Annotated in this window: 24 protein-coding genes and 1 tRNA gene; 13 read left to right on the plus strand and 12 right to left on the minus strand. The window is 72.2% G+C overall.

The features are described from left to right. Positions 1–372: 372 nt before the first annotated feature. The 7 genes from pheA to AC0693_RS23515 form a co-directional block, all read right to left on the minus strand. Complete coding sequence (pheA, locus tag AC0693_RS23485; RefSeq protein WP_356403320.1) at positions 373–1,308, minus strand: prephenate dehydratase; 936 nt, start codon at positions 1,306–1,308, stop codon at positions 373–375. A 42-nt stretch (positions 1,309–1,350) separates the two neighbouring features. Beyond that, positions 1,351–2,622: an iron uptake transporter deferrochelatase/peroxidase subunit gene (gene efeB / locus AC0693_RS23490; RefSeq protein ID WP_478802769.1), complete on the minus strand. Its 1,272-nt coding sequence runs from the start codon at positions 2,620–2,622 to the stop codon at positions 1,351–1,353. A gap of 5 nt (positions 2,623–2,627) precedes the next feature. Continuing rightward, positions 2,628–4,562, minus strand: coding sequence for a copper resistance CopC/CopD family protein (locus AC0693_RS23495; protein WP_478802770.1), 1,935 nt, complete (start codon positions 4,560–4,562; stop codon positions 2,628–2,630). 22 nt (positions 4,563–4,584) lie between these two features. After that, positions 4,585–5,052 (minus strand): copper chaperone PCu(A)C, encoded by a 468-nt coding sequence (locus AC0693_RS23500; RefSeq protein WP_478802771.1) that lies wholly within the window; start codon positions 5,050–5,052, stop codon positions 4,585–4,587. Beyond that, positions 5,049–5,699, minus strand: coding sequence for an SCO family protein (locus tag AC0693_RS23505; RefSeq protein WP_356403331.1), 651 nt, complete (start codon positions 5,697–5,699; stop codon positions 5,049–5,051). The genes AC0693_RS23500 and AC0693_RS23505 overlap by 4 nt, the downstream gene beginning before the upstream one ends. A 47-nt stretch (positions 5,700–5,746) precedes the next feature. Next, positions 5,747–6,463 carry a YcnI family copper-binding membrane protein gene (locus AC0693_RS23510; RefSeq protein WP_356403334.1) on the minus strand — a complete coding sequence of 239 codons (717 nt, stop codon included), beginning with the start codon at positions 6,461–6,463 and terminating at the stop codon, positions 5,747–5,749. Between the two features lie 111 nt (positions 6,464–6,574). Next, positions 6,575–7,420 (minus strand): hypothetical protein, encoded by an 846-nt coding sequence (locus AC0693_RS23515; RefSeq protein WP_478802772.1) that lies wholly within the window; start codon positions 7,418–7,420, stop codon positions 6,575–6,577. Positions 7,421–7,654: 234 nt separating this feature from the next. Between AC0693_RS23515 and AC0693_RS23520 the strand changes: the two genes are divergently transcribed. Further along, on the plus strand, positions 7,655–8,146 hold the full coding sequence (locus tag AC0693_RS23520) for an ATP-binding protein (protein ID WP_356403340.1): 492 nt from the start codon (positions 7,655–7,657) through the stop codon (positions 8,144–8,146). Between the two features lie 79 nt (positions 8,147–8,225). Here the strand turns inward: AC0693_RS23520 and AC0693_RS23525 are convergent, their stop codons facing one another. Next, a complete protein-coding gene (locus AC0693_RS23525; protein WP_356403343.1) occupies positions 8,226–9,692 on the minus strand; it encodes an aminopeptidase P family protein in 1,467 nt (488 codons plus the stop codon). 86 nt (positions 9,693–9,778) lie between these two features. Further along, positions 9,779–11,353 (minus strand): PP2C family protein-serine/threonine phosphatase, encoded by a 1,575-nt coding sequence (locus AC0693_RS23530; protein WP_478802773.1) that lies wholly within the window; start codon positions 11,351–11,353, stop codon positions 9,779–9,781. 407 nt (positions 11,354–11,760) lie between these two features. Between AC0693_RS23530 and AC0693_RS23535 the strand changes: the two genes are divergently transcribed. After that, positions 11,761–12,546: a bifunctional DNA primase/polymerase gene (locus tag AC0693_RS23535; protein WP_468466953.1), complete on the plus strand. Its 786-nt coding sequence runs from the start codon at positions 11,761–11,763 to the stop codon at positions 12,544–12,546. 211 nt (positions 12,547–12,757) lie between these two features. Next, positions 12,758–13,306: a hypothetical protein gene (locus AC0693_RS23540; RefSeq protein ID WP_469319633.1), complete on the plus strand. Its 549-nt coding sequence runs from the start codon at positions 12,758–12,760 to the stop codon at positions 13,304–13,306. Positions 13,307–13,585: 279 nt separating this feature from the next. Here AC0693_RS23540 and AC0693_RS23545 read toward each other — a convergent pair whose 3' ends face one another. The 3 genes from AC0693_RS23545 to AC0693_RS23555 form a co-directional block, all read right to left on the minus strand. Beyond that, complete coding sequence (locus AC0693_RS23545) at positions 13,586–14,560, minus strand: DUF5926 family protein (RefSeq protein ID WP_478738278.1); 975 nt, start codon at positions 14,558–14,560, stop codon at positions 13,586–13,588. Between the two features lie 179 nt (positions 14,561–14,739). Then, positions 14,740–15,342 carry an ATP-binding protein gene (locus AC0693_RS23550; RefSeq protein ID WP_469319635.1) on the minus strand — a complete coding sequence of 201 codons (603 nt, stop codon included), beginning with the start codon at positions 15,340–15,342 and terminating at the stop codon, positions 14,740–14,742. A gap of 85 nt (positions 15,343–15,427) precedes the next feature. Beyond that, a complete protein-coding gene (locus AC0693_RS23555; protein WP_469319636.1) occupies positions 15,428–16,264 on the minus strand; it encodes a glycerophosphodiester phosphodiesterase in 837 nt (278 codons plus the stop codon). 241 nt (positions 16,265–16,505) lie between these two features. On the opposite strand from AC0693_RS23555, the gene AC0693_RS23560 reads away from it, so the two are divergent. The 10 genes from AC0693_RS23560 to AC0693_RS23605 all read left to right on the plus strand — a co-directional run bounded on the left by AC0693_RS23560 (position 16,506) and on the right by AC0693_RS23605 (position 25,969). Further along, the gene (locus tag AC0693_RS23560; RefSeq protein WP_478802774.1) at positions 16,506–18,128 is read left to right on the plus strand and encodes a S1C family serine protease; all 1,623 of its coding nucleotides are present in this window, start codon (positions 16,506–16,508) and stop codon (positions 18,126–18,128) included. Positions 18,129–18,197: 69 nt separating this feature from the next. Next, positions 18,198–19,103, plus strand: a complete 906-nt coding sequence (locus tag AC0693_RS23565; RefSeq protein WP_356403367.1) for a LysR family transcriptional regulator — start codon at positions 18,198–18,200, stop codon at positions 19,101–19,103. A 121-nt stretch (positions 19,104–19,224) separates the two neighbouring features. Next, complete coding sequence (locus tag AC0693_RS23570) at positions 19,225–19,779, plus strand: cysteine dioxygenase family protein (RefSeq protein WP_478802775.1); 555 nt, start codon at positions 19,225–19,227, stop codon at positions 19,777–19,779. Continuing rightward, entirely contained in the window at positions 19,779–20,831 is a 1,053-nt protein-coding gene (locus AC0693_RS23575) for a YeiH family protein (protein WP_356403372.1), read from the plus strand. The genes AC0693_RS23570 and AC0693_RS23575 overlap by 1 nt, the downstream gene beginning before the upstream one ends. 77 nt (positions 20,832–20,908) lie before the next feature. Continuing rightward, positions 20,909–20,995, plus strand: a tRNA-Ser gene (locus AC0693_RS23580). A gap of 221 nt (positions 20,996–21,216) precedes the next feature. Further along, positions 21,217–21,567: a DUF6344 domain-containing protein gene (locus AC0693_RS23585; RefSeq protein WP_356403375.1), complete on the plus strand. Its 351-nt coding sequence runs from the start codon at positions 21,217–21,219 to the stop codon at positions 21,565–21,567. Positions 21,568–22,243: 676 nt separating this feature from the next. Continuing rightward, positions 22,244–22,555, plus strand: a complete 312-nt coding sequence (locus tag AC0693_RS23590; protein ID WP_469319641.1) for a hypothetical protein — start codon at positions 22,244–22,246, stop codon at positions 22,553–22,555. 173 nt (positions 22,556–22,728) lie between these two features. Beyond that, a complete protein-coding gene (locus tag AC0693_RS23595; protein WP_478802776.1) occupies positions 22,729–23,886 on the plus strand; it encodes an acyl-CoA dehydrogenase family protein in 1,158 nt (385 codons plus the stop codon). Positions 23,887–23,966: 80 nt separating this feature from the next. Beyond that, positions 23,967–24,905 (plus strand): bifunctional MaoC family dehydratase N-terminal/OB-fold nucleic acid binding domain-containing protein, encoded by a 939-nt coding sequence (locus tag AC0693_RS23600; protein ID WP_469319656.1) that lies wholly within the window; start codon positions 23,967–23,969, stop codon positions 24,903–24,905. Then, positions 24,905–25,969 carry an acyl-CoA dehydrogenase family protein gene (locus AC0693_RS23605; protein ID WP_478802777.1) on the plus strand — a complete coding sequence of 355 codons (1,065 nt, stop codon included), beginning with the start codon at positions 24,905–24,907 and terminating at the stop codon, positions 25,967–25,969. The genes AC0693_RS23600 and AC0693_RS23605 overlap by 1 nt, the downstream gene beginning before the upstream one ends. Positions 25,970–25,971: the final 2 nt, after the last annotated feature.

Raw genomic sequence — 25,971 nt, forward strand, 5'->3', positions numbered from 1 at the left:
GCGGCTGTGGACGGGCGGCTGAACAGCGGCGAAGCGGCCTCTTGTCCACAGGAATTGCGTTCCGGGACGTCTTATCCACAGGCTGTGTGCCGTATCTGTGGACACGAAAGGAGATCGCTCCCGATCGTCGGCAAGCCGGAGCGAATCAGGGTTCAAACCCCCCTCACACACTCATTCGGGTGGGAATGGCTCGCCCCAAAGAGTTGATCAGTGATACGGAGGTGACGCCGTTCACCTTCCGCTCCCTAGCGCGAAACCTGAGCCCCCGACCGATTTGTCGACCTTGTCGTGCCGCACTGTCGACTTGTCCCCAGGTCTTCAGCGTCCCCTGTGGATAACTCTGTGGATAAAGCGCGTCTCGCTGTGAGCGGTCTACGCCCGGCCGTCGAGGCAGCGGGTCAGCCAATCGGAGGCGGCCGTGAAATCGCCATCCGAGGTGCCGGGCCGCGCGTCGCGCACCTCACTCAGAGCGACGCCCGCGCGCGGGTAGGAGCCGAGGAAGCGTACCTGCGGGCACGTGCGCTTGAGCCCCATGAGTGCCTCGCTCACCCGCCGGTCGGAGATGTGGCCCTCGGCGTCGACGGCGAAGCAGTAGTTGCCGATGCCCTCGCCGGTGGGCCGGGACTGGATCAGCATCAGGTTGACCCCGCGGACGGCGAACTCCTGGAGGAGTTCGAGCAGGGCGCCGGGGTGGTCCTCGCCGAGCCAGAGCACGACGGAGGTCTTGTCCGCGCCGGTCGGAGCCGCGGGCCGGGCCGGGCGGCCGACGAGGACGAAGCGGGTTTCGGCGTTCTCCGCGTCGTGGATCTCGGTGACGAGCGGTTCCAGTCCGTAGGTGGCGGCGGCGAACTCACCGGCGAAGGCCGCGTCGAAGCGGCCCTCCTGGACGAGGCGGGCGCCGTCCGCGTTGGACGCGGCGGATTCCCACAGGGCGTCCGGCAGGTTCGCCCGCAGCCAGTTGCGCACCTGCGGCTGGGCGACCGGGTGCCCGGTGACGGTCTTGACGTCCGACAGCTTCGTCCCCGGCCGCACCAGCAGCGCGAAGGCGATGGGCAGCAGCACCTCGCGGTAGATCATCAGCGGCTCGCCGGAGGACAGCTCGTCGAGGGTGGCGGTGACCCCGCCCTCCACCGAGTTCTCGATCGGAACCAGCGCTGCCGCCGCCTCCCCGTTGCGTACGGCGTCGAGCGCCGCCGGGACCGACACCATGGGAACGAGTTCCCGGGTCGCGGCTTCCGGCAGTGTGCGCAGGGCGGCTTCGGTGAAGGTGCCCTCGGGACCGAGATACGTGAAGCGGGTGGCCGACATGTGATCAGCCTAATGCCGCGGCCCCCGGCCCCGGGGTGCTGTTCATCCTTCGAGCAGGGGCTGGCCCACGTACTCCTCGGGCCGGGGGCCGCGCGGGACGGCGTACAGCCCGCTCGCCTCGTGGCGGATGAAGTCGGACAGGGCGTCACCCCGGTCGAGCTTGCGCTGGACCGGGACGAAGCCGCGCAGCGGGTCGGCCTGCCAGCAGATGAAGAGGAGGCCGGCGTCGGGAGTGCCGTCCGCGCCGATTCCGTCGTGGTAGGAGAAGGGGCGCCGGAGCATCGCCGCCCCGCCGTTCTGCGCGGGCGCGGAGATGCGGGCGTGGGCGTTGGAGGCAATGACCGGCTTCCCGTCCGGACCGATCTTGTCGAGGTCCGGCTTGGTGGTCTCCGTGCCACCGGTCAGCGGCGCCCCGTCGGCCTTCTTCCGGCCGATGACCTGCTCCTGCTTGGCGAGCGACTGCTTGTCCCAGTCGTCGAGGAGCATCCGGATGCGCCGCACGACGGCGTACGACCCTCCCGCCATCCACGCGTGTTCGGCGGGACCGGGTCCCGTGGCGGGCACGAAGATCCGCCGGTCGAAGTCGGCGTCCGACGGCTTGGGATTGCCCGTGCCGTCGATCTGGCCCAGGAGGTTGCGGGCCGTCATCGCCTTGGCCGTCGCCCCGGGGGTGCGGTTGAAGCCGTTCATCTGCCAGCGGACGCGCGCGGCCTCCCCGGCGTCCTTCTGGAGGGTGCGCAGGGCGTGGAAGGCGACGAGCGCGTCATCGGCGCCGATCTGGATCCACAGATCGCCGTTGCCGCGCTGGGGGTCGAGCCGGTCCGCGGAGAACTCCGGCAGCGGGTCGAGCGCCACGGGCCGCCGGGCGGTGAGGCCGGTGCGGTCGAAGAAGGAGTGGCCGAAGCCGAAGGTGACGGTGAGGGAGCAGGGTCCGGCGTCCAGGGCGATCCCGGAATCGGCGGCCCCCGCTTCCTGACCGGCCATCAGCCGACGCGCGCTGTCGGACCAGCGGCGCATCAGCGCGACGGCCTCTTTGCGGCCCGCGCCGGGGGCCAGGTCGAAGGCCAGCACATGGCCCTTGGCCTGGAGCGGGGTGGTGATGCCCGCTTGGTGGTCGCCGTGAAAGGCGACCGCGGTGGCGCCTAGGGCGGCGGACGGGCCGGCTGCGCCGCCGCTCCCTTCGGACCCGGCGAGCGCGGAATGCGCCAGGGCGCCACCGGTGGCGCCGAGTGCGAGACCGGCGGCGCCCGCGGCGCCCACGGTGCCCAGCAGGCGGCGTCGGGAGATCTCGATGTCGGGGTTGCTCTCGGTCACGCTGTTCAGCCGATCTTGACGGTCTTCTGGACGGTCGTCTGGTCGATGTCGGAGGTACGGACGCTCACGTCGATGCGCCATTCACCCGCCAGCGGCAGCTGGACGCCGGAAGCGCTCCAGTGTCCGGGGGCGGCGTGGTCGGGGGCGAGCGGCAGGGGTCCGATGTCCTTGGCGGGGAGGGTGAAGGCGACCTTCACCTCGGGGATGTCGAAGGGGCGGCCGTCGGGAGCGTCCACCCAGACGTGGAGGCTGTTGGCGCCGACCCTGCCCGGATCCAGCTCGATCCGGACGCTGCCCTTGCCGTTCTGGCCGCCGGTGTCGAAGGGCAGGGTGACCTTGACCGGCCGGTTGGGTACGGCGGTGACGGAGCGGCCGCTCTCCAGTTCGGCGGCCCTGCCGGGCTCCGTGCCCGTCAGCAGGGTGGCGACGGCCAGCAGCACGACGGCCACTCCCGCCTCGGCGAGCACGGAACGACGCAGACCCGCGCGGTCGGGGTCGGCCTCCCGGCGCTGCCTGTCCCGCGCGTTCTCACGGGCGGCGCGCTGCCGGGCCAGCTGGGCGGCACGCTTGGCACTCGGCGGCACCGTGACCGAGGCCTCTGTTTCACGTGAAACATCGGCCGGGGCGAGGACCTGCGCGATGTGACCGCTCGTGTCGTCGGCCAGTCGGCCGGTCCACTTGCGGGACACGGAGGCGACGGCGACCAGGATGGCGACCAGGCACACCTTGACGAGCAGGTACCGGCCGTACTCGGTCCCGGTCAGCGCGGACCAGCTGCCGAGCTGACGCCAGGACTGGTAGACGCCCGTGACGGTGAGGGCGAGGACGCTGACGAAGGCGACCCGGGAGAAGCGCCGGACCGCCGCGCGCTCGATGTCGGGGACCTTGTGCAGGGCGACCAGCAGGGCGGCCAGCCCGCCGAGCCAGGTGGCGACGGCCAGCAGGTGGACGATGTCCACCGGCATCGCGATGCCCGGCTGGATACCGGTGGAGGCGTGTTCGGACAGCGACCAGGTGGCGGCGATGCCACCGGCGACCACGGTCCCGCCGATGGCGAGGCCGAAGGTGAGGTCGCTGGTGTCCTTGGCGTTGCCGTCGCTCTCGTCGCCGCCCCGTACCGTGCGGGCGAAGGTGCCGAAGAGGACCGCCATGAAGAGGGCCACGGCGCCCAGCAGCAGGAGCCGCGACACCAGGGACGCCCCGGTCTTGGTCTCCAGGACGGCCTTGAGCCCGGCGAGGTCGAAGACGTCGGAGAAGTCGCCCGACCCGGTATAGGGGTTGCGCAGCACCAGCATGGCCAGCGTGGCCGCGGTCAGCGTGACCCAGGCGCGCAGGACGAGCTTCTGCAGCGGCCGCTCGGCGGCGCCCCGGCGCCAGCACAGCAGGATGAAGGCCGCGCCGCCGACGAGCACCGCGAAACCGCCGTAGGCGGCGTAGCGCGCGAGGCTGTAGGCGATGCCCACGGGGCCGCCGCCCGCCACCTGGGTGGGCAGCGAGACGCTGGTGGCGGAGGGGGCGCCGATGGAGAAGGTGAAGGCGCCGGAGACCGGGTGACTGTCGGCGGAGACCGCCTGCCAGGCCACCGTGTACGTGCCGTCGGGCAGTCCGACGTGCAACGCGGTGCCGTAACGGATCGTGGAGCCGCTGCACAGGTCGCGCAGTTCGCCGGTGTCGACCCGCTTGCCCTGCGGGTCCATGACCCGGATCGAGTCGCCGTTCATGGCGACGGCTTCCGAGAACGAGAGCGTGACCTGGGCGGGGGCCGTGGCGACCACCGCCCCGTCCCGGGGATCGCTCGCGGTGAGCGCGGCATGCGCCGAGGCCGGTCCGGCCGCGGTGAACAGGGCCGCGACCAGGGCCGCGAGGACCAGCAGGAGCCGCGGCAGCCGGGCTGCCGCGGTCGTGCGGGCCGTGGAGGGGGCGGGGGCGGTGGCCGTCATGGCGTGTCAGTCCCTCGGTCCGTCAGCCGGCGTTCTGCGGGTTGTACGTGCGTTCCTTCACGTCCAGCTCGACCTTGACCGGGTCGGCCTTCTCGAAGCGCAGCTCGACGGTGACCTTGTCGCCGACCTTCGGCTGGTTCTTCAGGCCCATGAACATGACGTGGTCGCCACCGCGGGCCAGCTTCAGTTCGCCCTTGGCCGGTACGTCCAGGGCCTGGACCTGCTGCATCTTCTGGTTCTTGGTCTCGTGGATCGTCACGTCGCCGGAGAGGTCGCTCGTGACGGCGGTGAGCTTGTCCGCCGTCCCGGAGCCGTTCTTGATGACCATGAACGCGCCGGCCATCTGGGCGTCGACCGGTTCGGGCATGTAGCCGCCGCTCACGGACAGCTTCGGCTTGCCGTCGCCGGAGTCGGAGGAACAGCCGGATATGGCGAGGGCTGCCGACAGGGAGAGGGCGGCGGCGAGGGTGCGGGTGGTGCGGCGGTTCACGGGTTCTCTCCCTTGATGATCTTCGGCAGGTCCTTGGTGTAGTCCTCGACGGTGGCCGACTCCCCGTAGAGGACGTAGCCCTCGTCGGTCTTGGGGGAGAAGGCGATGACCTGCGCGCCGTGCATGGAGACGATGGCGCCGTCGGCCTCCTTCTTGGCGGCCTCGATGCCGATGCCGAGACTGCGAGCGCCTGCCTGGATGGTGGCGAAGTCCCCGGTGAGCCCGGTGAAGGCGGGGTCCTGGGCCTTGAGCCACTTGCCGAGGGACTCGGGGGTGTCCCGGTCGGGATCGGTGGTGACGAAGACGACCTGGAGGTTGTCCTGGTCGGCCTTGGGCAGCGCCTTCTTCGCGACGGCGAGGTTGCTCATCGTCAGCGGGCAGACGTCCGGGCAGTTGGTGTAGCCGAAGTAGATGAGCGTCGGCTTGCCCTTGGTCTGCTCGCGCAGGCTCCACGGCTTGCCGTTGGTGTCGGTCAGCACCAGGTCCGGCTTGGCGAAGGGGCGGTCGAGAACGGTGCCGGGCTTGCTCTTGGCGGGGGCGTTGACCTCCGCGAGCGACTTGCTCTTGCCGTTGTCACCGCCGCAGGCGGTGAGGGCGAGTGCGGCCGCCGCCACGAGGGCGGCGACCGTCACACGTGCGGTGCGCATGGGTGGTCCCTGGGATCGGGGGTGGTTCGGATGGCTGCGTACGTCGGTCAGGACGTGCGGCGGCGCGAGGCGACGCCGAAGGCGACCCCGCCGAGGCCGACGACGATGCCGGCGATGCCGAGGGCGCGCGCGGTCGTGTCGGAGCCCGAGGCCGCGGAGTTCTCGGCGCCGTCGTGGTGCTCGGTGTTCTTGGCCTCGTCGGCCTTCTTGTCACCGTCGTGGTGGTCGGCCCCGGTGGCCGCGGCCGTCAGCTTCAGCACGGGCGCCGGGTTCTGCGGCTCGGCGGCGCCGTCCTTGGCCTCTTCGATCCACCGGACGACCTCGTTGTTGTCGTACGTCTGGACGGCCTTGAAGACGAGCTTGTCGACGTCCGTGGGGAGCTGGCCGACGGAGAGCGGGAACTGCTGGAACTTGCCGGGCTCGATCTTGCCGCCGGTCCAGGTCACCTTGGTCACGGCCTCGTTGATCTGCTTGCCGTGCACCGTGAGCGGCTTGTCGAGCTTGCTCTTCTCGACGCTGACCGTCCAGCCCGGGACGTCCTGCGGCATGACGGACGAGAGGGGGTGGTCGGTCGGGAAGCTCACTTCGAGCTTGTTGGTCGAGGCGGCGTCGCGCTCGTTCGGGACCTTGAAGTTGATCGTCGCGTAACCGCCCTTGGCGGCCTCGCCCGGCTGGACGCCGACATGGGCGAAGGCGGTGCCGGACAGGACGAGGACGGTACCGGCGGCGAGGGCGGCGGCGAAGGAGACGCGCGAGGTCTTCATGGCAGGAACACTCCGTGGGAAGCAGGGGTGACGGTGGCTCCGGCGCTCGGGTGCGCGCGGAGTTCGCGGCACCGGTGCTCCCCCGGGTGTCCCGGGGAGGGAGGTGCCGCGTCAGGCTGCGAGGGAGAGGGCCACGGGCGGGCCCCGCCTGATCACCGTGTGCTGGAGTGCCGTCCGGCCGGGTGCCAGGGCCCGGTCCGGGGTGGTGCGCGGCGCGCGGGGGACCCGTACGGACGTACCCGCGAGCCCGGCGCCGAGGGCGAGGACGAAGGCCAGGGCGGCGCGCAGGGCCCGGACCGGGGCGGTCGCCGCGGCGAGCCGGGAGAGTTCGACGAGCCGGAACAGGGCCGCGTCCCCGCGGCCCAGCAGCCAGCCCGCGGCCAGCGCGGCCAGCAGGTGGCCCAGCACCATCGGCAGGCTGAACAGCCCGGTCGAGGGGGCGGTGGCCGCCTGGGCCAGGTGCGCGTGGGCGTCGTGGCCCGCCGCACCGAGCGCGGCCGGGTTCAGCCCCGCGGTCTCCAGCACCTGCCGGGCGTCGGCCGGGCTGAGCGGTACGGAGTTGCCCCCGCAGATCAGCCGGGCGGCGAACGCCGCGAGCGAGGCGTCGGAGGCGGCCTGCGCGGAAGCGCCCGCGGTGTCGGCCGCGGCCGAAGCGGAGGCCGCGGACGCGGTGACGGAGGCGGCGCCGTGCTGGCCGAGGCCGAACAGCGTGTGCAGACCCAACTGGCCCACGGCGAGCGCGCCGGCGAGGCCCGGCAGCGTGCGCCGGCGTCCCGCCAGCGGAACGGCGACGGCGAAGACGGCCAGGAAGCCCGCGCAGAGCGTCCACCAGGGAACGGTGGCGCAGGAGGCGAGGGCGTGCCCGACGGCGGACAGCACGACGCAGACCGCGGTGAACACCGCGGCCCGCAGGGTCAGGAGCCCGGCTCCTGCACGCGTCGTGTGGGGGGCAGTCATGGCCGGGCCATCATCGCACTGTGCCGGGGCTTCCCATACGGCAGGTCCGGAAGGTCCCTTGAGTCCCCCTGGACGCGGTGCGCCCCGGGATGCTCCGGTGGGGGACGGCGCCGCGGCCCCGTGCTCGCACCCCCGCCGCATACAACGGTGTCCGGGCGGGTCGCATCGGCCGAACGAGCGCTCTGACGGGCCTTCGGGGCTTACCCGGTGCTGCGGACGGCAATAGGTAACGGTATGAGCATCTGGTGGTCCCTCCACTTGAGGCGCGAGGCCGCGAGCGTGCCGCTCGCCAGGCGGCTGTTGATCGGGACGATGGAGACCGCCGGGGTGGACCCCGACATCTCCTTCGACCTGTCGGTGGCGCTGAGCGAGGCGTGTGCGAACGCGGTGGAGCACGGCGGACCGGTGGCCGGGGCGGTGGCCGGCGGCCGCGCCGAAGGCGACGTGCCTGCTCCTCCCGCTCCGGCGGCCTGTGCGGCGTACCGCGTCACGGCCTTTCTCGACGGCGACCGCTGCCGGATCGAGGTGGCCGATTCGGGCCCGGGCTTCCCGCCCGCGACGGTGTCGCGCCGCAGACCCCCGCTGGCGGAGCACGGCCGGGGTCTGTCCCTGATCGCCGAACTGGCCGATCACGCCCGGTTCCGCAACCGCCCGGGCCGGGGAGCCGTCGTCAGTTTCGACAAGGTCCTCAAGTGGCGCGACGGAGCGCTGCTGGAGGCGTCCTGACCCGCCGATGGGCGGGGTCCCGGTACAGGGGACCCCGCCCATCGGCGGTGGTACGGGAGGCGGCGAAGGCCCGGGGGCGCTAGCCCTTCAGCGCCGCCATCCAGCTTTCGACCTCGTCGGACCGGCGCGGAAGGGCCGCCGACAGGTTCCGGTTGCCGTCCTCGGTGACCAGGATGTCGTCCTCGATCCGCACGCCGATGCCGCGGTACTCCTGCGGCACGGTCAGGTCGTCGGCCTGGAAGTACAGCCCGGGCTCGACGGTGAGGCAGACGCCCGGCTCCAGGGTGCCGTCGACGTAGGCCTCCGTGCGGGCGGCCGCGCAGTCGTGGACGTCCATGCCGAGCATGTGACCGGTGCCGTGCAGCGTCCAGCGACGCTGCAGGCCCAGCTCCAGGACCCGCTCGACCGGGCCCTCGACCAGACCCCACTCGACGAGCTTCTCGGCCAGCACGCGCTGTGCGGCGTCGTGGAAGTCGCGGAACTTGCCGCCGGGCTGCACGGCGGCGATCCCGGCCTCCTGGGCCTCGTACACCGCGTCGTAGATCTTGCGCTGGATGTCGGTGAACCGGCCGTTGATCGGCAGGGTGCGCGTGACGTCGGCCGTGTACAGGGAGTGGGTCTCCACACCGGCGTCCAGCAGCAGCAGCTCGCCCGAGCGGACGGGGCCGTCGTTGCGGACCCAGTGCAGGGTGCAGGCGTGCGCGCCCGCGGCGCAGATCGAGCCGTAGCCGACGTCGTTGCCGTCGACGCGGGCGCGCAGGAAGAACGTGCCCTCGATGTAGCGCTCGCTGGTCGCCTCCGCCTTGTCGAGGACCTTCACGCAGTCCTCGAAACCGCGGACGGTGGAGTCGACGGCCTTCTGCAGCTCGCCGATCTCGAAGGCGTCCTTGACCACGCGCGCCTCGGAGAGGTTCACGCGCAGCTCGCCGTCGCGCTCGGCGGTGACCTTGTCGGCCAGGGCCGCCTCGATGACCGCGTCGTGCCCGCGGACGACCCGGACGGGGCCGGTGGCCTCGGTCAGGGCGTCGGCCAGGGTGCGGACGTCCTTCGCGGGAATGCCCAGGAGCTGCTCGGCCTCGGCGAGGGAGTGGCGGCGGCCGACCCACAGCTCGCCCTGGCCGGACAGCCAGAACTCGCCGTTCTCGCGGTCGGAGCGCGGGAGCAGGTAGATGGTCGCCTGGTGGCCCGTCTCGCCGGTGGGCTCCAGGACCAGGACGCCGTTCTCGCTCTGGTCGCCGGTCAGGTACGCGTACTCGGTGGAGGCACGGAAGGGGTACTCCGTGTCGTTCGAGCGCGTCTTGAGGCGGCCGGCGGGGATGACGAGGCGCTCACCGGGGAAGCTCGCGGACAGCGCGTCGCGGCGTGCGGCCGTGTGCGCGGCCTGGGCGATGGGCTCCAGGCCGTGCAGCTCGGTGTCCGCCCAGCCGGTGCGCATGTTCTCGGCGAGTTCGTCGCTGAGCCCCGGGTACAGCCCGTTCTTGCGCTGCTTGTGCGTCTTCTTGGGCTGCTCTTCTTCCGGGGTCTCCGGGGTGAGCTCGTCAGCCACGTCATCTCCTCAGCTACGACAGGACCGGGTACGGACCCCATCCATCGTATGTGCGAGAGGAAGTGGCCCCGACGGGCTGTGATAAATCAGTCAAACCGGGCAGCCAGCAGGACGATGTCCTCACCGAGGCCGAGCCCGGGGCCGGCTCCGGTCCCGCCGCCGTCCGCTGCGTCCGCCGCCCCGTCCCCCTCCGGCAGCACGCTCCGCAGGACGTGGTCCACGATCGCGGCCGGGTCCTCGCGCAGCGCCCGCGGCACCGAGGCAGCGGCCGCGTGCAGCCGGGCGTACGCGCGGTCCATGGGGTCACCGGTCCGGCGCAGCAGCCCGTCGGTGTACAGCAGCACCGTTTCTCCCGGGGCGGGCTCGATCTCCACGCTCGGGGCCTCCCAGCAGGCGAGCATGCCGAGCGGCGCGGACAGGGAGGTCTCCACGTACTCGGTCCGGTGCTCACCGATGAGCAGCGGCGGGGCGTGTCCGGCGCCCGCCAGGACGATCTTGCGGGCACCCGGCTCGCAGTAGGCGAAGAGCGCCGTGGCCGACCGCGCGGGTTCGGTGAGCCGCAGCAGCAGCTCCAGATCGGAGAGGACCGCGACCGGGTCCTCGCCCTCCATCACGGCGTACGCGCGCAGCGAGGCCCGCATCCGGCCCATCGCGGCGATCGCACTGGGACCGGCGCCGGTGACCGAGCCGACGGCGAGCCCGAGGGCGCCCTCGGGCAGGGGCAGGGCGTCGTACCAGTCGCCGCCGCCGCGCGGACCGGTGTGGTGCAGTGCGGCGAGGCGGACCCCCGGCACCCGGGGCAGCCTGCTGGGCAGCAGTTCCTCGGCGACGTCGGCGAGCCGTTCCCGGGCCCGCTGGGACTCCAGCACCCGGGCCAGGTGCTCCGCCCCGTGCCGCACGTAGAGCCCGACGAGGTCGCGCTGGCGGTCGCTCGGCTCGACCTGTTCGTCGTACAGCCAGACGATGGCGCCGAGCAGGCCGGTGGCCTCGGCGGTCAGCGGCAGCGTGTAGCTGGCGGCGTACCCCAGACGGGCTGCGACCTCGCGGTGCCGGGGATCGACCGGGGTCGCGTACCCCCCGCTCCCGGGGATCGCGCCGACGTCGGGGAGGACTTCGGAGCCGCCGACGGCACCCGGGATCCCGTCGAGGATGCGGCCGTACGAGGTGGCACCGCGCGGCACGGTCTCGATGTGGCCGAGGTCCGCGCGGGCCAAACCGAGGCCGAGCGTGGTGGCGGGGCCGAGTCCGTCGGAAGGCTCCAGCACGATCAGCCCGCGACGGGCGCCGACCAGGGCGGCTCCGGCGCGCAGGAACTCCTGGAGGCAGACGTCGAGCCCGGCGGCCCGCGCGAGGCGTTCGGTCAGCTCGTTGAGGGTGGTCAGGTCGGAGACCATGCCCGCCAGCCGGTCCTGGATCAGGGTGCTGGGGGCAGGGGCGAGGGCCGGTGCGGGAGCGGTGCGCGGGGGCACGGGTGCCGCAGTGTGAGGGGAAGACGTAACTACTGAATCGATTCCAGCCACTTTCGGCGGATGCGGGGCGCTCATGGCGTCCGGCTTTCCACCTGGTGCGATTCGCTGAATAGCATCGCAAACCCCCAGATCGTTCTGCGCCGCCATCAATGGATCCACATCTACACGCACACGTGGAGCGATGTCCAGCATTGCCCAGGTGGGAATCCTGGTGTCCGTGGGACGACAACTCACCGTCCGGTCAAGGGTAAAACTTGGCCGGAAAAGGTTGGATGGGATGCCTTTTTGCGGTCGACTGGGCAGGCGCCACCGTCGGCGCGGGTACGTAAACGGTGGTGCACGGGGTGAGTTGACGCCATCCCGGACCCGCCGGGAACCGCCCGGCACGGGCCGCCGTCCTTAACGGGGGCGGCCGGGCGCGGCCCGTCGGGGGCCGTGTACCGCCCTTGCCGGACGTTCCATGGACCCGTACGACGACTGCACGAACCGTGTGAACCTGCTTCTGGCGGACTAGTGACGCGAAACGTGTACGTGTGGTGAAACACCGCATACGTGGTGTGATGTGGCCCTCGGCGTTCAACGGAAAGGAACGAGCGCTCATGCGCGAGATCCTCGGAAGGCGTCTCCAGCGGCTCCGCAGCTCCCTCCAGTCCCTCCGGCCCCTGCCGTCTCTCTGGTCTCTCCCGACTCTCCCGGCCCTTCGGCCCCTCCAGTCCCTCCGGCTCGGTTCGCGGGCCGCGTCCCGGCCGGGTCCCGCCGCTCTCCACCCCGGGCCCCTCGACGCCGCATTGATGTGCGCCACCGCCTGGCGGTGGCCCGTCCTGCCCGGGGTGGGCCGGGTGGCCCCGGACAGCGCGCGCTGCGCCTGCCCCGATCCGGACTGCGTCGTTCCCGGTGCGCATCCCTTCGACCCGGGCCTCCTCGCGGCCACGACCGACCCGCGCATGGTGGGCTGGTGGTGGACCAACCGGCCCGCCGCGCCGCTGCTCCTGGCCACCGGCGGGCACGCTCCCTGCGCGGTGAGCCTGCCGGCCACGGCGGCCGCGCGGGCGCTGGTCCGCCTCGATCAGCGCGGCATGCGGCTGGGCCCGGTGGTCGCGACGCCGACTCGCTGGTCGCTGCTGGTGGCGCCGTACTCGCTGGAGCGGCTCGGTGAACTCCTGTACGCCAAGGACCACGTGCCCTCGTCATTGCGCTTCCACGGCGAGGGCGGCTACCTGCTCCTGCCGCCCTCCGCCGCGTCCTGCGGGGGGCAGGTGCGCTGGGAAAGGGAGCCCTCGGCGCAGGACGGGCCGCCCTGGCTGCCGGAGATCGAGGCGGTCGTGGACGCGCTGGTGGAGGCGAGCACCGGAGCCCCGGGCGGCGGCAGCCGACTGGCGTACTGACGGGCGCCCGCGGGGCGTTCGCCGGTCCGGGGTGCGTGCGCCGGGCGTTCGCAGCTCCGGCGCCCGTCCACCGGCCGTCCGTACGTCGCGCGCTCGCCCTTCACTCCATCGGTTCGCCGGATCACTCGAACGGGTGCCACCGACGCCGGTTTCCAAGGGAATTGGGCGCGGGGATCTCCGTGCCGCATTCCCACATCGCTATCTTCGGCGAATGAATCTCCGCCTGATCGGTATCGGCGCCGGTGTGCTGATCATCTTGACGCTTCCGCTCGCGGGTGCGATCGCCGGACCGGACTTCGCCGCTCGGGACGACGCAAAGGGCGGTGGACTGCTCACCACGTTGGGTCTGTCGGACCCTTCCGGCCGGCCTTCCGCGGTGCGGGTCGCGCCACCCGGTCCGCCCGAGCAGCCCCGTACGGACGCGCACTGCGGGCCCGAACTCTCCTCTCCCCAGGGGGTCGAGGCGCAGACGTGCGTGCTGACCGGCGAGGGGCAGAGCTGGGGGCGCAGTTACTACCGCAACACGAGCGGGCGCGTCCTGGAATCCGTACTGACCCTGATGGGGCCGGCGGGCCGGACGGTGCAGATCCGCTGCGCGATCGGAGCGGGTGACGAGCCGGGGCTGTGCGAGACCCCGCACGAGAAGTCCCTGGGTCCGGCGGACCGGTACACGGCAGTAGCGGAGTTTGCAGTTCCGGATACTGAAGGGCCCCTGCTCCTGCGGTCCGGGAGCAACTCACCGGGACCGAGCGGCGGTTAGTGCCACCGGAAACACAAGGGCCCGGTCGCTGGCGACGGGGGATGCACCAGCGACCGGGCTACAAGAACGGTAACAAGAGATCGCCTGTTCGCAAATTCGATCTCTGATATTCAGACAGCGATTTGCAGACGATTAGCGGGAGTTGTGACTCCGGTCACCGCCCGGGGCGGGCCCCCGGAGCGCCCGCGGGAAGCTGCTCCGGAGGGTCGGCGGAGCGCTGACGGCCCGTCGGCGGACCCGCTGCCGGGTCCACCGCCGGGCCGCGGGGCCGGCCCCGGGTCAGCTGAGGGTCACCTGGCGGTTGGTGAGCCCGCCACGCGCCCGGCGCTCCTCCGTCGTCAGCGGCGCGTCCGTGGTCAGGGCCTTGGCGAGGCGCTCGGCGAGGCGGGCCGCCGGCTCCTCCACCTGGTCGGCGGTGACGCCGACGGGCAGGTCCCACACCGGGACCATCAGGCCGTGCGCGCGGAAGGACCCGACGAGCTTGGTGCCCTCGCCGAGGGTCGACTCGCCCGCCGCGGTCAGCCGCGCCAGTGCGTCGAGCAGCTGCTCCTCGGGGTGCGGCATGACCCAGCGCAGGTGGTTCTTCTCCGGGGTCTCGCACCAGTAGGCCGCGTCGACGCCGGTGAGCTTGACGGTCGGAATGGCGGCCGCGTTGGCGCGCTCCAGCGAGGCGGCGATCTCCGGAGAAGCAGCCTGGGCGCTCTCCGCATCCGGAATCCAGAATTCGAAACCGCTGTGGACAACCGGCTCGAAAACGCCGTCCGGGTCCAGGAGGTCCTGGAGCCGGGGCCCTTCGGCGGGAACGCGGCGGGCCGGAACCGGATTACCCGGTTCCGCGACGAGCGCGCGTTCCAGGGTGTCCGCCAGGTCCCGGGAGAGGTTGCCGCTGGACGACTCGTTCTGCAGGCCGAGCAGGACGGAACCGTCCTCGCGGCGCAGGGCGGGCCACGCCATGGGCAGCACGGTCACCAGCGTGACGGACGGGACGCCCTCGGGCAGGCCGCCCTTGAGGGTGAGCGGGATGGTGGCGGCCGGCACCAGTTCGCGCAGTGCCACCCAGTCGCATTCGGAGGGCAGTCCCTCGAAGGGGCGCTGCACCAGTTCGGTGACGGCGTGCGAGGCGGCGGCGCCGTGGCAGGCCTTGTAGCGGCGCCCGGATCCGCAGGGGCAGGGCTCGCGGGCGCCCACCACGGGAATCTCCCCGTCCTTGAGCTGCGGCTTTGCAGTCTTCGCTGCGGGGCGCTTCTTGGCCATCGTGGGTGTCTCCCGGTTGCGGCGGTGCGTCGTTACGTGACGGCGCGAGCCTAGCCGTTCGTACCGCCGCAACCGGGTGGGTGCGGCCGGGAGCGCGGTCGGCGTGCGCTCCCGGACGGCCGCCGACCGTTCGTGGCCGGACTCCTGCCGCGGCCGCTCTCCGCGTCGGGAACCAGAGTTCAGGGATCCAGATCGTCGAAGGGCCCGGTGAAGTCGATCGCGGGCGCAGCGACGCGCGTAGCGAAATCGTCGTGCCGGGGCCCGCACGCGACCGTCACCCATACGGTGACCTCGCCGCCCGCGCCGTCCCGGACGCCCCAGTCCTGGGCCAGGGCGCTGATGATGTTCAGCCCGCGGCCGCCGCGCGCGGTGACCGAGGGCGTGGCCGGAACGGGGCGGGTGGGGCCGCCTCCGTCCGTGACCTCGACCGTCAGCCGCCCCGCCTTGTCGACGCGCCACGCGGCACGTATCTCCCCGTCGCCGATCTCCCGCGCGCCCAGGGGCCTGCCGTGCCGGCAGGCGTTGCTGAGCAGTTCGGAAAGGATCAGGACGGCATCGTCCACGACTGAATCGGGCACTCCGCCGATACGCAATTGCTCACGCATGCGATGCCTCGCCGTACCCACGCCCGCAGGGCCATGGGGTACGGCCATGCACGACGACGTGGGCACCTCCTGTGCCACCACCAACGCCACCCCCGGAACCTCCTTAGCCCCACGCCAAGGTCTGGATGCCCCCTTGGCCTGGACCGGAAACCGCCGCGGCGAAGACCCCTGACGCATTCATGACGACCGAATGCGGACCGGATGCGCCGGGGCACACCCTGTGACGAGAGGTGAAGGGGTGACGGGTGAGCGAATAGGGACGTCAGCGCCCAAGTTGGGACAGAACTTGGCGGGGTCGGTTCGTAATGATCGCTTCCACACCCAGATCAGCGCAGAGCTGAACGTCTTCGGGTTCGTTCACCGTCCATACGTGCACGGAGTGGCCCGCGGCCTGCAGTTTGCGGATGAAGCCGGGGTGGTTGCGGACGATCCGCATCCCCGGCCCCGCGATCCGCACCCCGGCGGGCAGCCGTCCGTCCCGCATCCGCGGCGAGACGAACTGCATCAGGTACACGGTCGGGATCGTCGGGGCGGCCGCGCGGACGCGGTGCAGCGAGCGGGCCGAGAAGCTCATGATCCGCACCGGGTGCGGGCCCTCGGCCGGCGGCGAATCCAGCCCGAAGCGCTTGAGGAGGAACAGCAGCCGCTCCTCCACCTGTCCGGCCCAGCGGGTCGGGTGCTTCGTCTCGATCGCGAGCTGTACCGGCCGCCCGGCGTCCGCGACCAGCTCCAGCAGCCGCTCCAGGGTGAGGACGGAGGTGCGCTCCGGATCGGGCTCCTTGCCGTACTCCCCGGCGGCGCCGGTGCCGGCGTCCCAGTCGGGGGACTCGTCGCGGTCCTTCCAGGAGCCGAAGTCGAGCGCGGTGAGGTGGGCCAGCTCCAGGGCCGAGACCGCGCCGCGGCCGTTGGACGTGCGGTTCACGCGCCGGTCGTGCACCAGCACGAGATGCCCGTCGGCGGTGAGCCGGACGTCGCATTCGAGGGCGTCGGCTCCGTCCTCGACGGCTTTGCGGTAGGCGGCCAGGGTGTGCTCGGGAGCGTCTTCCGAGGCGCCGCGGTGGGCGACGACCTGGATGGGGCGCGGCGTTGCGTGGGTCACCGGGTCATGGTGCCACCGCGCGCAACCCCGGCGCCGGGCGGGACCTTGGAGATGCGTCCGAAATGCCCGGGATAAAGGATGGGGGCGGGACGCACAGGTCCGGCTTACAGTGCTCTGACGGTTGATGGTAAAGGCTTTGCCCAGGAACTTGTATGACTGCTCGAACGTTCACCCGGACCGATGGTCCGCCGGATGTACCGTCCGAGATCCAGCAAGCCGTGTGTGACGAGGAGAGAGCGCTGTGAGCACCGAGAACGAGGGCACCGCGGCCCCGACGCCCCCCGCGGCCCCGTCCGCACCTCCCGTGCCGGTGGCCGCGCCGACCCCCGGGCCCGTGGCTCCGGCGGACGTGGCTCCGGCGGATCCGCGCCCCGTGGACGCGCCCCCCGTGGACATGGGCAAGACCCCGGCCGCCGCCGATCAGGGGTACGTCACCGGGCCCGTGCCGGGCGAGCACGCGACCCAGCAGTTGCCGACGACCCCGGCGGCCGACGCGCAGCAGACCGGGCAGCTGCCGCCGACTCCCCCCGCGGATCCGTACGGGACCGCTCCCGCGGCCCCCGTGACCGCCGCGTCCGGGGACCCGTACGGCGCACCCGCTTCTCCCCCTGCCGCACACGGCGCCGGGGCCTGGCCGCCGCCCCCGCCGACCGCCGCGGGGTACGCAGCCACGGGCCACGGTGGTGGCAACGGCGCCGGTGTCTGGGGCGCTCCCCCGCTCGGCGGCGCTCCGCAGCCCAAGCCGAAGGGCCGGGGCGGCCTGATCGCGGCCGTGGTGGCGGCCGCCCTGCTCGCCGGCGGGGTGGGCGGCGGCATCGGTTACAAGCTCGCCGACGGCGGCCTCGACGGCGCCGGCTCCACCACGGTCAGCTCTTCCGGCGAGACGCCCAAGGACCTCAAGCGCGAGCCCGGCTCGATCGCGGGCCTGGCCGCCAAGGCGCTGCCCAGCGTGGTCACCATCGAGGCTCAGGGCGGCGATGGCGAGGGCGGCACGGGCACCGGCTTCGTCTACGACGAGCAGGGGCACATCCTCACCAACAACCACGTGGTGGCCTCCGCCGCCAACGGCGGCAAGCTCTCCGCCACCTTCTCCAACGGCAAGAAGTACGACGCCGAGGTCGTGGGCCGCGCCCAGGGCTACGACGTGGCCGTGCTGAAGCTGAAGAACCCGCCCGCGGGGCTCGTCCCGCTCGCGCTCGGCGACTCGGACAAGGTCGCGGTGGGAGACACGACCATCGCGATCGGCGCCCCCTTCGGCCTGTCGAACACCGTGACCACCGGCATCGTCAGCGCCAAGAACCGCCCGGTGGCCTCCGGCGACGGCGCGGGCAACAAGAACTCCTACATGAGCGCCCTCCAGACGGACGCCTCGATCAACCCGGGCAACTCCGGCGGTCCGCTGCTGGACGGACGCGGCGCGGTCATCGGCATCAACTCCGCCATCCAGTCGGCGGGCAACGGCGGCTTCGGCGGCGGCCAGGCCGGTTCGATCGGCCTCGGTTTCGCCATCCCGATCAACCAGGCGAAGAACGTCGCCCAGCAGCTCATCAAGACGGGCAAGCCGACCTACCCGGTGATCGGCGTCTCGGTGGACCTCCAGTCCAAGACGGACGGCGCCAAGATCTCCGAGCAGGGGGCCTCCGCCAACGAGCTGGTCGACCCGGCCGGTCCGGCGGGCAAGGCCGGCCTCAAGCCCGGCGACGTGATCACCCAGTTCGGTGACAAGCCGATCGACAGCGGCCCGACGCTCATCAGTGAGATCTGGACGTACAAGCCCGGCGACACGGTGAAGCTGACGTACCTGCGCGGCGGCAAGGCGACCACGGTCGACATCACGCTCGGATCGCGGGTGGGCGACAAGTAGTCCCGTCGGGAGGGGGCGGGGGCGGAATTCCGTCCGCGCCCCCTCCCAACATCCGCTTATGCTTCGGACGTGTTCGATTCGCGGCACATACGGACTTTTCACGAGGTGGTCGCCTCCGGGTCGTACTCGGCGGCCGCCCGCGTCCTGGGCTATACGCAACCCGCGATCACCCAGCAGATGAAGGCCCTCGAAAGAGCCGTCGGCACCCCTCTGTTCACCCGGGTGGGTCGCCGCATGCAGCTCACCGAGGCGGGGAACTCCCTGGTCCGGCACGCGGAATCGATCCTCGGCTGCCTCTCCGCCGCCGAGGCGCAGATGAAGGCCTACGCCCGGCTGCGCGCGGGGAGGGTGCGGCTGTGCGGATTTCCCAGCGCCAACGCCACTCTGGTCCCCGAGGCCTTGTGCGGGCTGGCCAAGGACCATCCCGGGGTCCAGGTCGAGCTGCTGGAGGGCGAGCCGCCCGACTCGCTGCGCAGGCTGGAGCGGGGGGAGTGCGACATCACGCTGGCCTTCACCTACCCCGGGCTGCACGAGGAGGTCCCGGAGGAGGTGGCCGAGGTCAGGCTGCTGGAGGACCAGCTGACGGTCCTGCTGCCGACCGGCCATCCGCTGGCCCGGCGCCGGGCCGTGCACCTGGCCGACCTGGCCGAGGAGCGGTGGATAGCGGGCTGTCCGCGCTGCCGGGCCAACCTGCTGCACGAGTGCGCCGAGCTGGGGTTCGTTCCCGACATCCGGTTCTCCACCGATGACAACCTGGTCGTTCAGAGCCTGGTGGCCCAGGGGCTCGGGGTCGCCATGATGCCCGCGCTGGTACTGCCGTCGCTCTCCCTGAACAAGGTGTGCGGACGGCCCCTGGCGCCGGTGGCCCGCCGCCACATAGCGGCCTACGTCTACCGGGACCACCTGCGCATACCGGCGACGGTCGCCGTCCTGGACGAACTGAAGCGCGTCGCCGCCAACCGCGTCGGCTGCTGACCGGCCCGGCGGCCCGCTGCCCCGCACCGCCCGCGCCGCTCCCCCATCCATAAGCGCGCCTTGGAATTTCGGGTAAAAACTGTCGTTGGACGTGATGAATCGGCTGGCGGACGCTGCCGGTATGACCACCACCACGCCGGCCCGTACCACCGCGAGGATGGCCGCCCTCGTCGCTGAGATCCGTACGGTCGTGGACCGGGGGCTGGCCCCCGACCTCACCGCCTACCTCGTCGGTGAGCGCGTGGCGCCCCAGCTGGGGACGCCCGAGCTGCTCACGCCGGAGCAGTGCGAGGGGCACCCGGACCGGTACCGGCAGCACGTCCTGCACGCGGAGCCGGACGGCAGCTTCTCGGTGGTGGCGCTGGTGTGGCTGCCCGGGCAGGAGACGACCATCCACGATCACGTCTCCTGGTGCGTGGCCGGGGTGCACGAGGGCGAGGAAAGCGAACTGCGTTACCGGCTCGTCCCGGCGACGGGAAGCCGGGGTGCCCGACTGGTGGCGACGGAGAAGGTGGTCAACGGCCCGGGGGACGTCTGCGGCTTCGCCCCTCCCGGCGACATCCACAAGGTGCGCAACTCCTGTCGCACCAAGGCGATATCCCTGCACGTCTACGGCGCCGACGTGGCCCGGCTGGGCAGCAGCGTCCGCCGTGTCTACACGCTCCCCATCGACTGATGGCGCTGCTGAACCGGCCCGCGCAGCGCGCCGGAGCGGTCCGGCCTGTTTCACGTGAAACGTCCACCCCTTGGCCCGGGTTGGCGACCGCCGTGGCCGGGGCGGCGATCGCGTGGGGCGTGCACCGGATCCTGCCGGCCGTGCCCTGGCTCACCGCTTCCGTGGTGCTCGGCATTGCCGCCGCCCATCTCCCCCGGGCACGGACCTTCGTCCGCGGCACCGCCCGGCCGGGCCTGTCGCTCGCCGGACGGCGGCTGATGCGGATCGGCATCGTCCTGCTGGGTCTGGGACTCGGTCTGGACGACGTGCTGGGGCTGGGCTGGGCCACGGTGGCGATGGTGGTCGCCGTGGTCGCGGCGACCTTCCTGGGCACGCTGTGGCTGGGCCGGCGGCTCGGGCTGCGCGGCGACCAGCCGCTGCTGATCGCGACCGGCTACTCGATCTGCGGGGCCTCGGCTATCGGTGCGGTCAGCGAGGTCTCCGGCAGCGACGAGGAGGACGTGGCCGCCTCGGTCGCGCTCGTCACCCTGTGCGGAACCCTCGCGATCGCGATACTCCCGCTGCTCCAAGGGCCGCTGGGCCTCACCGACCCGGAGTTCGGCCGCTGGGTGGGGGCCGGTGTGCACGACGTCGGCCAGGTCGTGGCCACCGCCCAGACCGCCGGGCCGGACGCCCTCGGGGAGGCCGTGCTCGTCAAGCTGATGCGCGTGGCCCTGCTGGCCCCGCTGGTGGCGGCCGTGGCCTTCTCGCTACGGGCCCGGCGGCGCGGGGTGCGGACCGCCTCGGGTCGGCGCACGACCCCGGTCCCGCTCTTCGTCGTGGGATTCCTGGCCGCGGCCGCGCTGCGCGCCACCGGCATCCTGCCCGGCGCCGCGCTGGAGGGGGCGCACGTGGCCCAGGAAGCCCTGCTGGCCGCCGCGCTGTTCGGGCTGGGGAGCGCCGTCCACCTGCCGACCCTGGCCCGGACCGGCGGCCGGGCCGCGGTGCTGGGGCTCAGCGCCTGGGTGGTGGTGGCGGGGGTCTCGTACGCGGGCGTGCTGCTCACGATGTAGCCCCGGCGCGCGGCGCTTGATCGATCCGCGCCCACGGCCTCCACCCGCCCCACCCGGCCGGTACTCTGTACGCGCCAGGTGGGTTGCCCGAGCGGCCTAAGGGAACGGTCTTGAAAACCGTCGTGGCAGCGATGTCACCGTGGGTTCAAATCCCACACCCACCGCAGGTGAACGGCCCCTGACCGGACGTCCGGTCAGGGGCCGTTGTGCGTGTGGTGGGGGTTCCGGTGCGGGTGCCGACGGGGTTCCGCACGTGGTGATGGGCCGACCGAGTGGTGTTTGTCGGAAGATCGGCGCGGGTGTCGGACGCGCTGCGGTTGCGGTCACATCATGACGAATGTATTCAGATCCACCCGTCGGAACATCCTGGAATGAGGGGTTCGTCATGGCCGGCACCACCATCTTCACGTCGATCTGGACCAGTGTCCTCGCCGCACTCGTGGCGCTCTTCGCAGCCCTGGGGCTCGGTGGCAGCGCGGCTGCGCCGGCCGCCGCTTCGGTCTCCGCTCCCGCCGCTCCCGCCGTCCCGGCCGGATCCGTGGCGCGGACGATGGCGGCGCAGGCGCGGCGGAGCTGGCGGGCGATGATGCGGGGCGGATCGCTGCCGCCGACCATCGCCCAGCGGATCCGTGCCGAGGCCCACGGTTCGACGCCTTCCGTACGCCGCCGCTCCACGACCGCCGCGTCCCACGCCCAGTCGGACCGGTCGCTGGATGCGCTGGAGCTCGTCGCCTGACGTGGGGCAGGAGGAGCGCGGAAGCCGCTGAAATCGGCAGGCAATTGAGCGGCCGGCATTGAGCGATCGGTCCGCAGTTGAGCAGCAGGCCGCAGGCAGTAGCCGGTAGGCAAGTGGTCAGTGGGCCCGATGTGGTGGTGCGCCCGGTAGCGCGCACGGTCGGGCAGGGGCCTCGGCAGAGGCCTGGGTAACGGCGTAGGGCAGAGCCTCCAGCAGGCCGCCCGATGTGGCACGCATTCGGCACGGACTTCGGACGGACATCAGGCCGGCGAGAGCGCCCACGGGGCGTACCGCTCGGCTGCCCCGGCGAGCGCCGGGGGCGTGCAGGGGGCGCGCGAGCGCGTGTGCAGGACCGCAGACCCGGGAGACGGTGGGGTTCCCGGACGGAGCGGTCCTCTTTGGCATGCCCGGGGCCGGTGGAATTGGCGAAACGATTCGCCTCTTGTGTGTCGGGAGTTACGCACGGTGCGCCTGCTGTGTTCTGGGGCACCGGGGGCGCGAAGAGGGTTTATCCGATGTTGCTCATGCTTGCGGGGGAATCGTGGGCTCCGGGGTGGTTCGCCGGGGATTCGGTGGGCAACTCTGGTCCAGCGACGTCGTCACCACACAGCGATCGAGGCGGTCGGCCAACTGCCTTGTCAACAGCCCGATTTCGGGTTCTCTGGAGGATAAAGACATGGCAAGCATCCGTACCGCCCGCGTCATCGCCACCGTCGCCGCACTTCCCTTCGCCCTCGCCCTCTTCGGCGGGGTGGCGCAGGCCGACAACGGCGGCTTCGCGAACGACGGATCGAATGCGAGCGTCGCCAGCATCATCGGCAGCGGCGTCGGCGGGAACAACAACGGCAACTCCGCCACCACCCAGCAGGTGGCCACCGGCGCCGGCGCGTCCAACCAGAACAACTCCGCACAGGTCAACGGCTCCGCCTTCACCGCGATCCATCAGTCGAACAGCAGCGTCGCGGTCAACTTCCACCCCTGGTGGTAGAGGCCCGCTGAACGCTGAGGGCGCCCGTGCGACCGGACCGGCTGGGGTCCGGTAGCGCGGGCGCCCTCGCGCGCCGGGGTCGTCCCGCGGTGCGTTCCCGACCTTGACATCAGCGGGGAATCTGACGGACAGTCAGGTTCCTCGCTGATGTGTGATGCCGGGAGGCCCGCGCCGTGCACCTCGCCCCGACCGAAGAGCAGTTGCGGCTCCGCGCCGAACTGCGCTCGTACTTCCGGACCGTGATGCCGGACGGAGTCCCTCAGGACCCGGACGCTCAGCGCGCCCTGCTTCGCCGCATCGGCGCCGACGGGCTGCTCGGCCTCGGCTGGCCCGTCGAGTACGGCGGTCAGGGGCGCGGCCCGGACGAGCAGTTCGTCTTCTTCGACGAGGCCTACCGGGCCGGGGCGCCCGTGTCCATGGTCACGCTCAATACCGTCGGTCCAACGCTGATGCGCTACGGAACCCAGGAGCAGAAGGACTTCTTCCTCCCCCGGATCCTCAAGGGAGAGATCGTCTTCGCGATCGGCTACTCCGAGCCCGCGGCCGGCACCGATCTGGCCTCCCTGCGCACCAAGGCCGTGCGCGACGACGCCGTCGGCGAGTGGGTGATCGACGGACAGAAGATCTTCACGTCGAACGCGCAGCACGCCGACTGGATCTGGCTCGCCTGCCGCACCGACCCCGAGGCTCCCAAGCACAAGGGGATCTCCATCATCCTCGCCCCCACCGACGCCCCGGGCTTCTCGTGGACGCCCATCGACACCGTCGGCGGACTGACGACCACCTCCACCTACTACGACGGCATCCGCGTCCCCGCCGGAAACCTCGTCGGCCCCGAGCACGGCGGCTGGGGTCTCATCACCAACCAGCTGAACCACGAGCGCGTCGCCCTCGCCGCCATCGGCATGCAGGCGGAGGACTTCTACGACGCCGCCCTCGCCCACGCCCGCACCCCCGACCCGGCCACGGGCGATCGCCCGGCCGACCGCCCCTGGGTGCGGTCGCGGCTCGCCGAGGCACGCGCGCGGCTGGCCGCCGTACGCCTCCTGAACTGGCGCCTCGTCCAGGACGTGGGCGAGGGCAACCTGGCCCCCGGCGACGCGAGCGGCGTGAAGTTCCTCGGTACCGAGTCGACCGTCGAGGTGTACCGGATGTGCCAGGAGGTGGTGGGCGAGGAGGCGCTCGTACGCGGCCCCGACGCCTTCGCGGGCGGCGAGCTGGAGCGGATGAACCGAGCGGCCCAGATCAACACCTTCGGCGGCGGTGTGAGCGAGGTCCAGCGCGAGATCGTCGCCATGATGCGGCTCGGCATGAAGGGGAGGAAGCGGTGATCGCGACACCACGGAGCCAGGGCGGGGAAGAGGGCGGGAGCAGGGGCCCGGCCCCGCACCACGACGACGCGGAAGACCGGCTGCACCCGCTGCTGAAAGCCTTCGAAGGGCGTGCGGCGGCCACCTCGGGCCGGGGCAAGGACCCCGTCAACGAGCCGATGATCCGCCACTGGTGCGAGGCCATGGGCGACACCAGCCCCGCGTACACCGGCCCCGGCGCGACGGCCCCGCCCACGATGCTCCAGGCCTGGACGATGGGCGGGCTCTCCGGCCACACCGACCGCTCCTCCGCCTACGACGAGCTGTTCGTCCTCCTGGAGGGCGCCGGATACACCTCCGTGGTCGCCACCGACTGCGAGCAGGAGTACCTGCGGCCCCTGCGCCCCGGGAACACCATCACCTTCGACGCCGTGATCGAGTCCGTGTCCCCGCGCAAGAGCACCGCACTGGGCACCGGGTACTTCGTGACCACCCGGATGGACGTCCACGCCGACGGCGAACTCGCCGGGACCCACCGCTTCCGCATCCTGAAGTACGCCCCCGCCACCACCGCCCCCGGGCCCACCACGCCAGCGGAGGACCGGTCGCGGGCACAAACGGACGCCAAGGCGAAGGCCAAGGCCCTGCGGCCCCGCCCCGTCGTCAACCGCGACAACCAGGGCTTCTGGGACGGGGTCCAGGAGCACCGGCTGCTCATCCAGCGCTGCGCCTCCTGCGCGGCCCTGCGTTTCCCCTGGCTCCCCGGCTGCAACGACTGCGCCTGCCTGGAGTGGGACACCGTCGAGGCGTCCGGCGCCGGGACGGTGTTCAGCTACGTGGTCATGCACCACCCGCCCTTCCCCGCCTTCGATCCTCCCTACGCGGTGGCGGTCGTCGAACTCGCCGAAGGCGTCCGGATGGTCAGCAACATCACCGGCGTCCCCTACGACAAGGTCCGCATCGGCATGCCCGTCCGACTGGAGTTCCTGCGCGTGGACGAGGAACTGGAACTGCCCGTCTTCCGGGGGAGTGAGGGCTGATGGACTTCCGGCCCACCGAGGAGCAGACCGCCGCCGTCGGTCTCGCCGCGCGGATCTTCCGCGATCTGTCCACCCATGAGCGCCTCGCTGCCGCGGGTACCGGCACGGACGCCGAACTGTGGAAAGCACTCGTGGGCTCCGGGCTGATCACCGCGGTCGAGGACATCGGGCTGCTGGGCCTGGTGCTGCTGCTGGAGGAGCAGGGGCGCACCACCGCCCAGGTCCCCTTCGCCGCCACCTGCGTGTACGGACTGCTCGCCGTCGCCGCCCACGGGAGCGAGGAGCAGCGCGCCCGCCTGCTCCCCGCCCTCGGCGCGGGTGACGTGGTGGTCACCGGGGCCTTCCCGGCACGCGGCCGCTTCACGGCGGACGCGCACGGCCGCCTCACCGGGGTGGCCCCGGCCGTGCCGTGGCTGCGCGATGCCACGCACGTCCTGGTCCCGGACGCCGACCGGGCGCTGTGGCTCGTACGGACGGACGCCCCCGGGGCGGGGACGGCGCGGGAGGAGACCACCGCCCCGTGGTCGGCCGGGCGGCTGACCCTGACCAGCGCCCGAGCCGAACGGCTCGGGGACGGCGCTCCACCGGTGGCCGGAGCGGAAGAAGGGCCCGGCGGGACGTACGAGGCCGTGCTCGCGGGCGCGCGGACCGCGTTCGCGGGGCTCCAGGCGGGCGTCTGCGCGGGGTCGCTGGCCCGGGCCGTCGCGTACACGAGCGAACGCGAGCAGTTCGGCCGTCCGCTCTCCACCAACCAGGCGGTCATGATGCGCGCCGCCGACGCGTACATGGACACCGAGGCCATCCGGGTGACGGCGTACGAGGCGGCCTGGCGGATCGACCAGGGGCTCCCGGCGCGCGAACACGCGCTGACCGCCGCCTGGTGGGCCTCGGAAGCGGGCAAGCGGGTCGTGCACGCCGGTCAGCACCTGCACGGCGGTACGGGCGCCGACCTGGACCACCCCGTCCACCGGCACTTCCTCTGGGGGCGCCAGCTGGACGCGTACCTCGGCTGTGGCAGCGAACTACTGGAAGAACTGGGCGCCGTCCTGGCGCGGGAGGTCTGAGG

Source organism: Streptomyces sp. NPDC043876 (assembly GCF_056435825.1).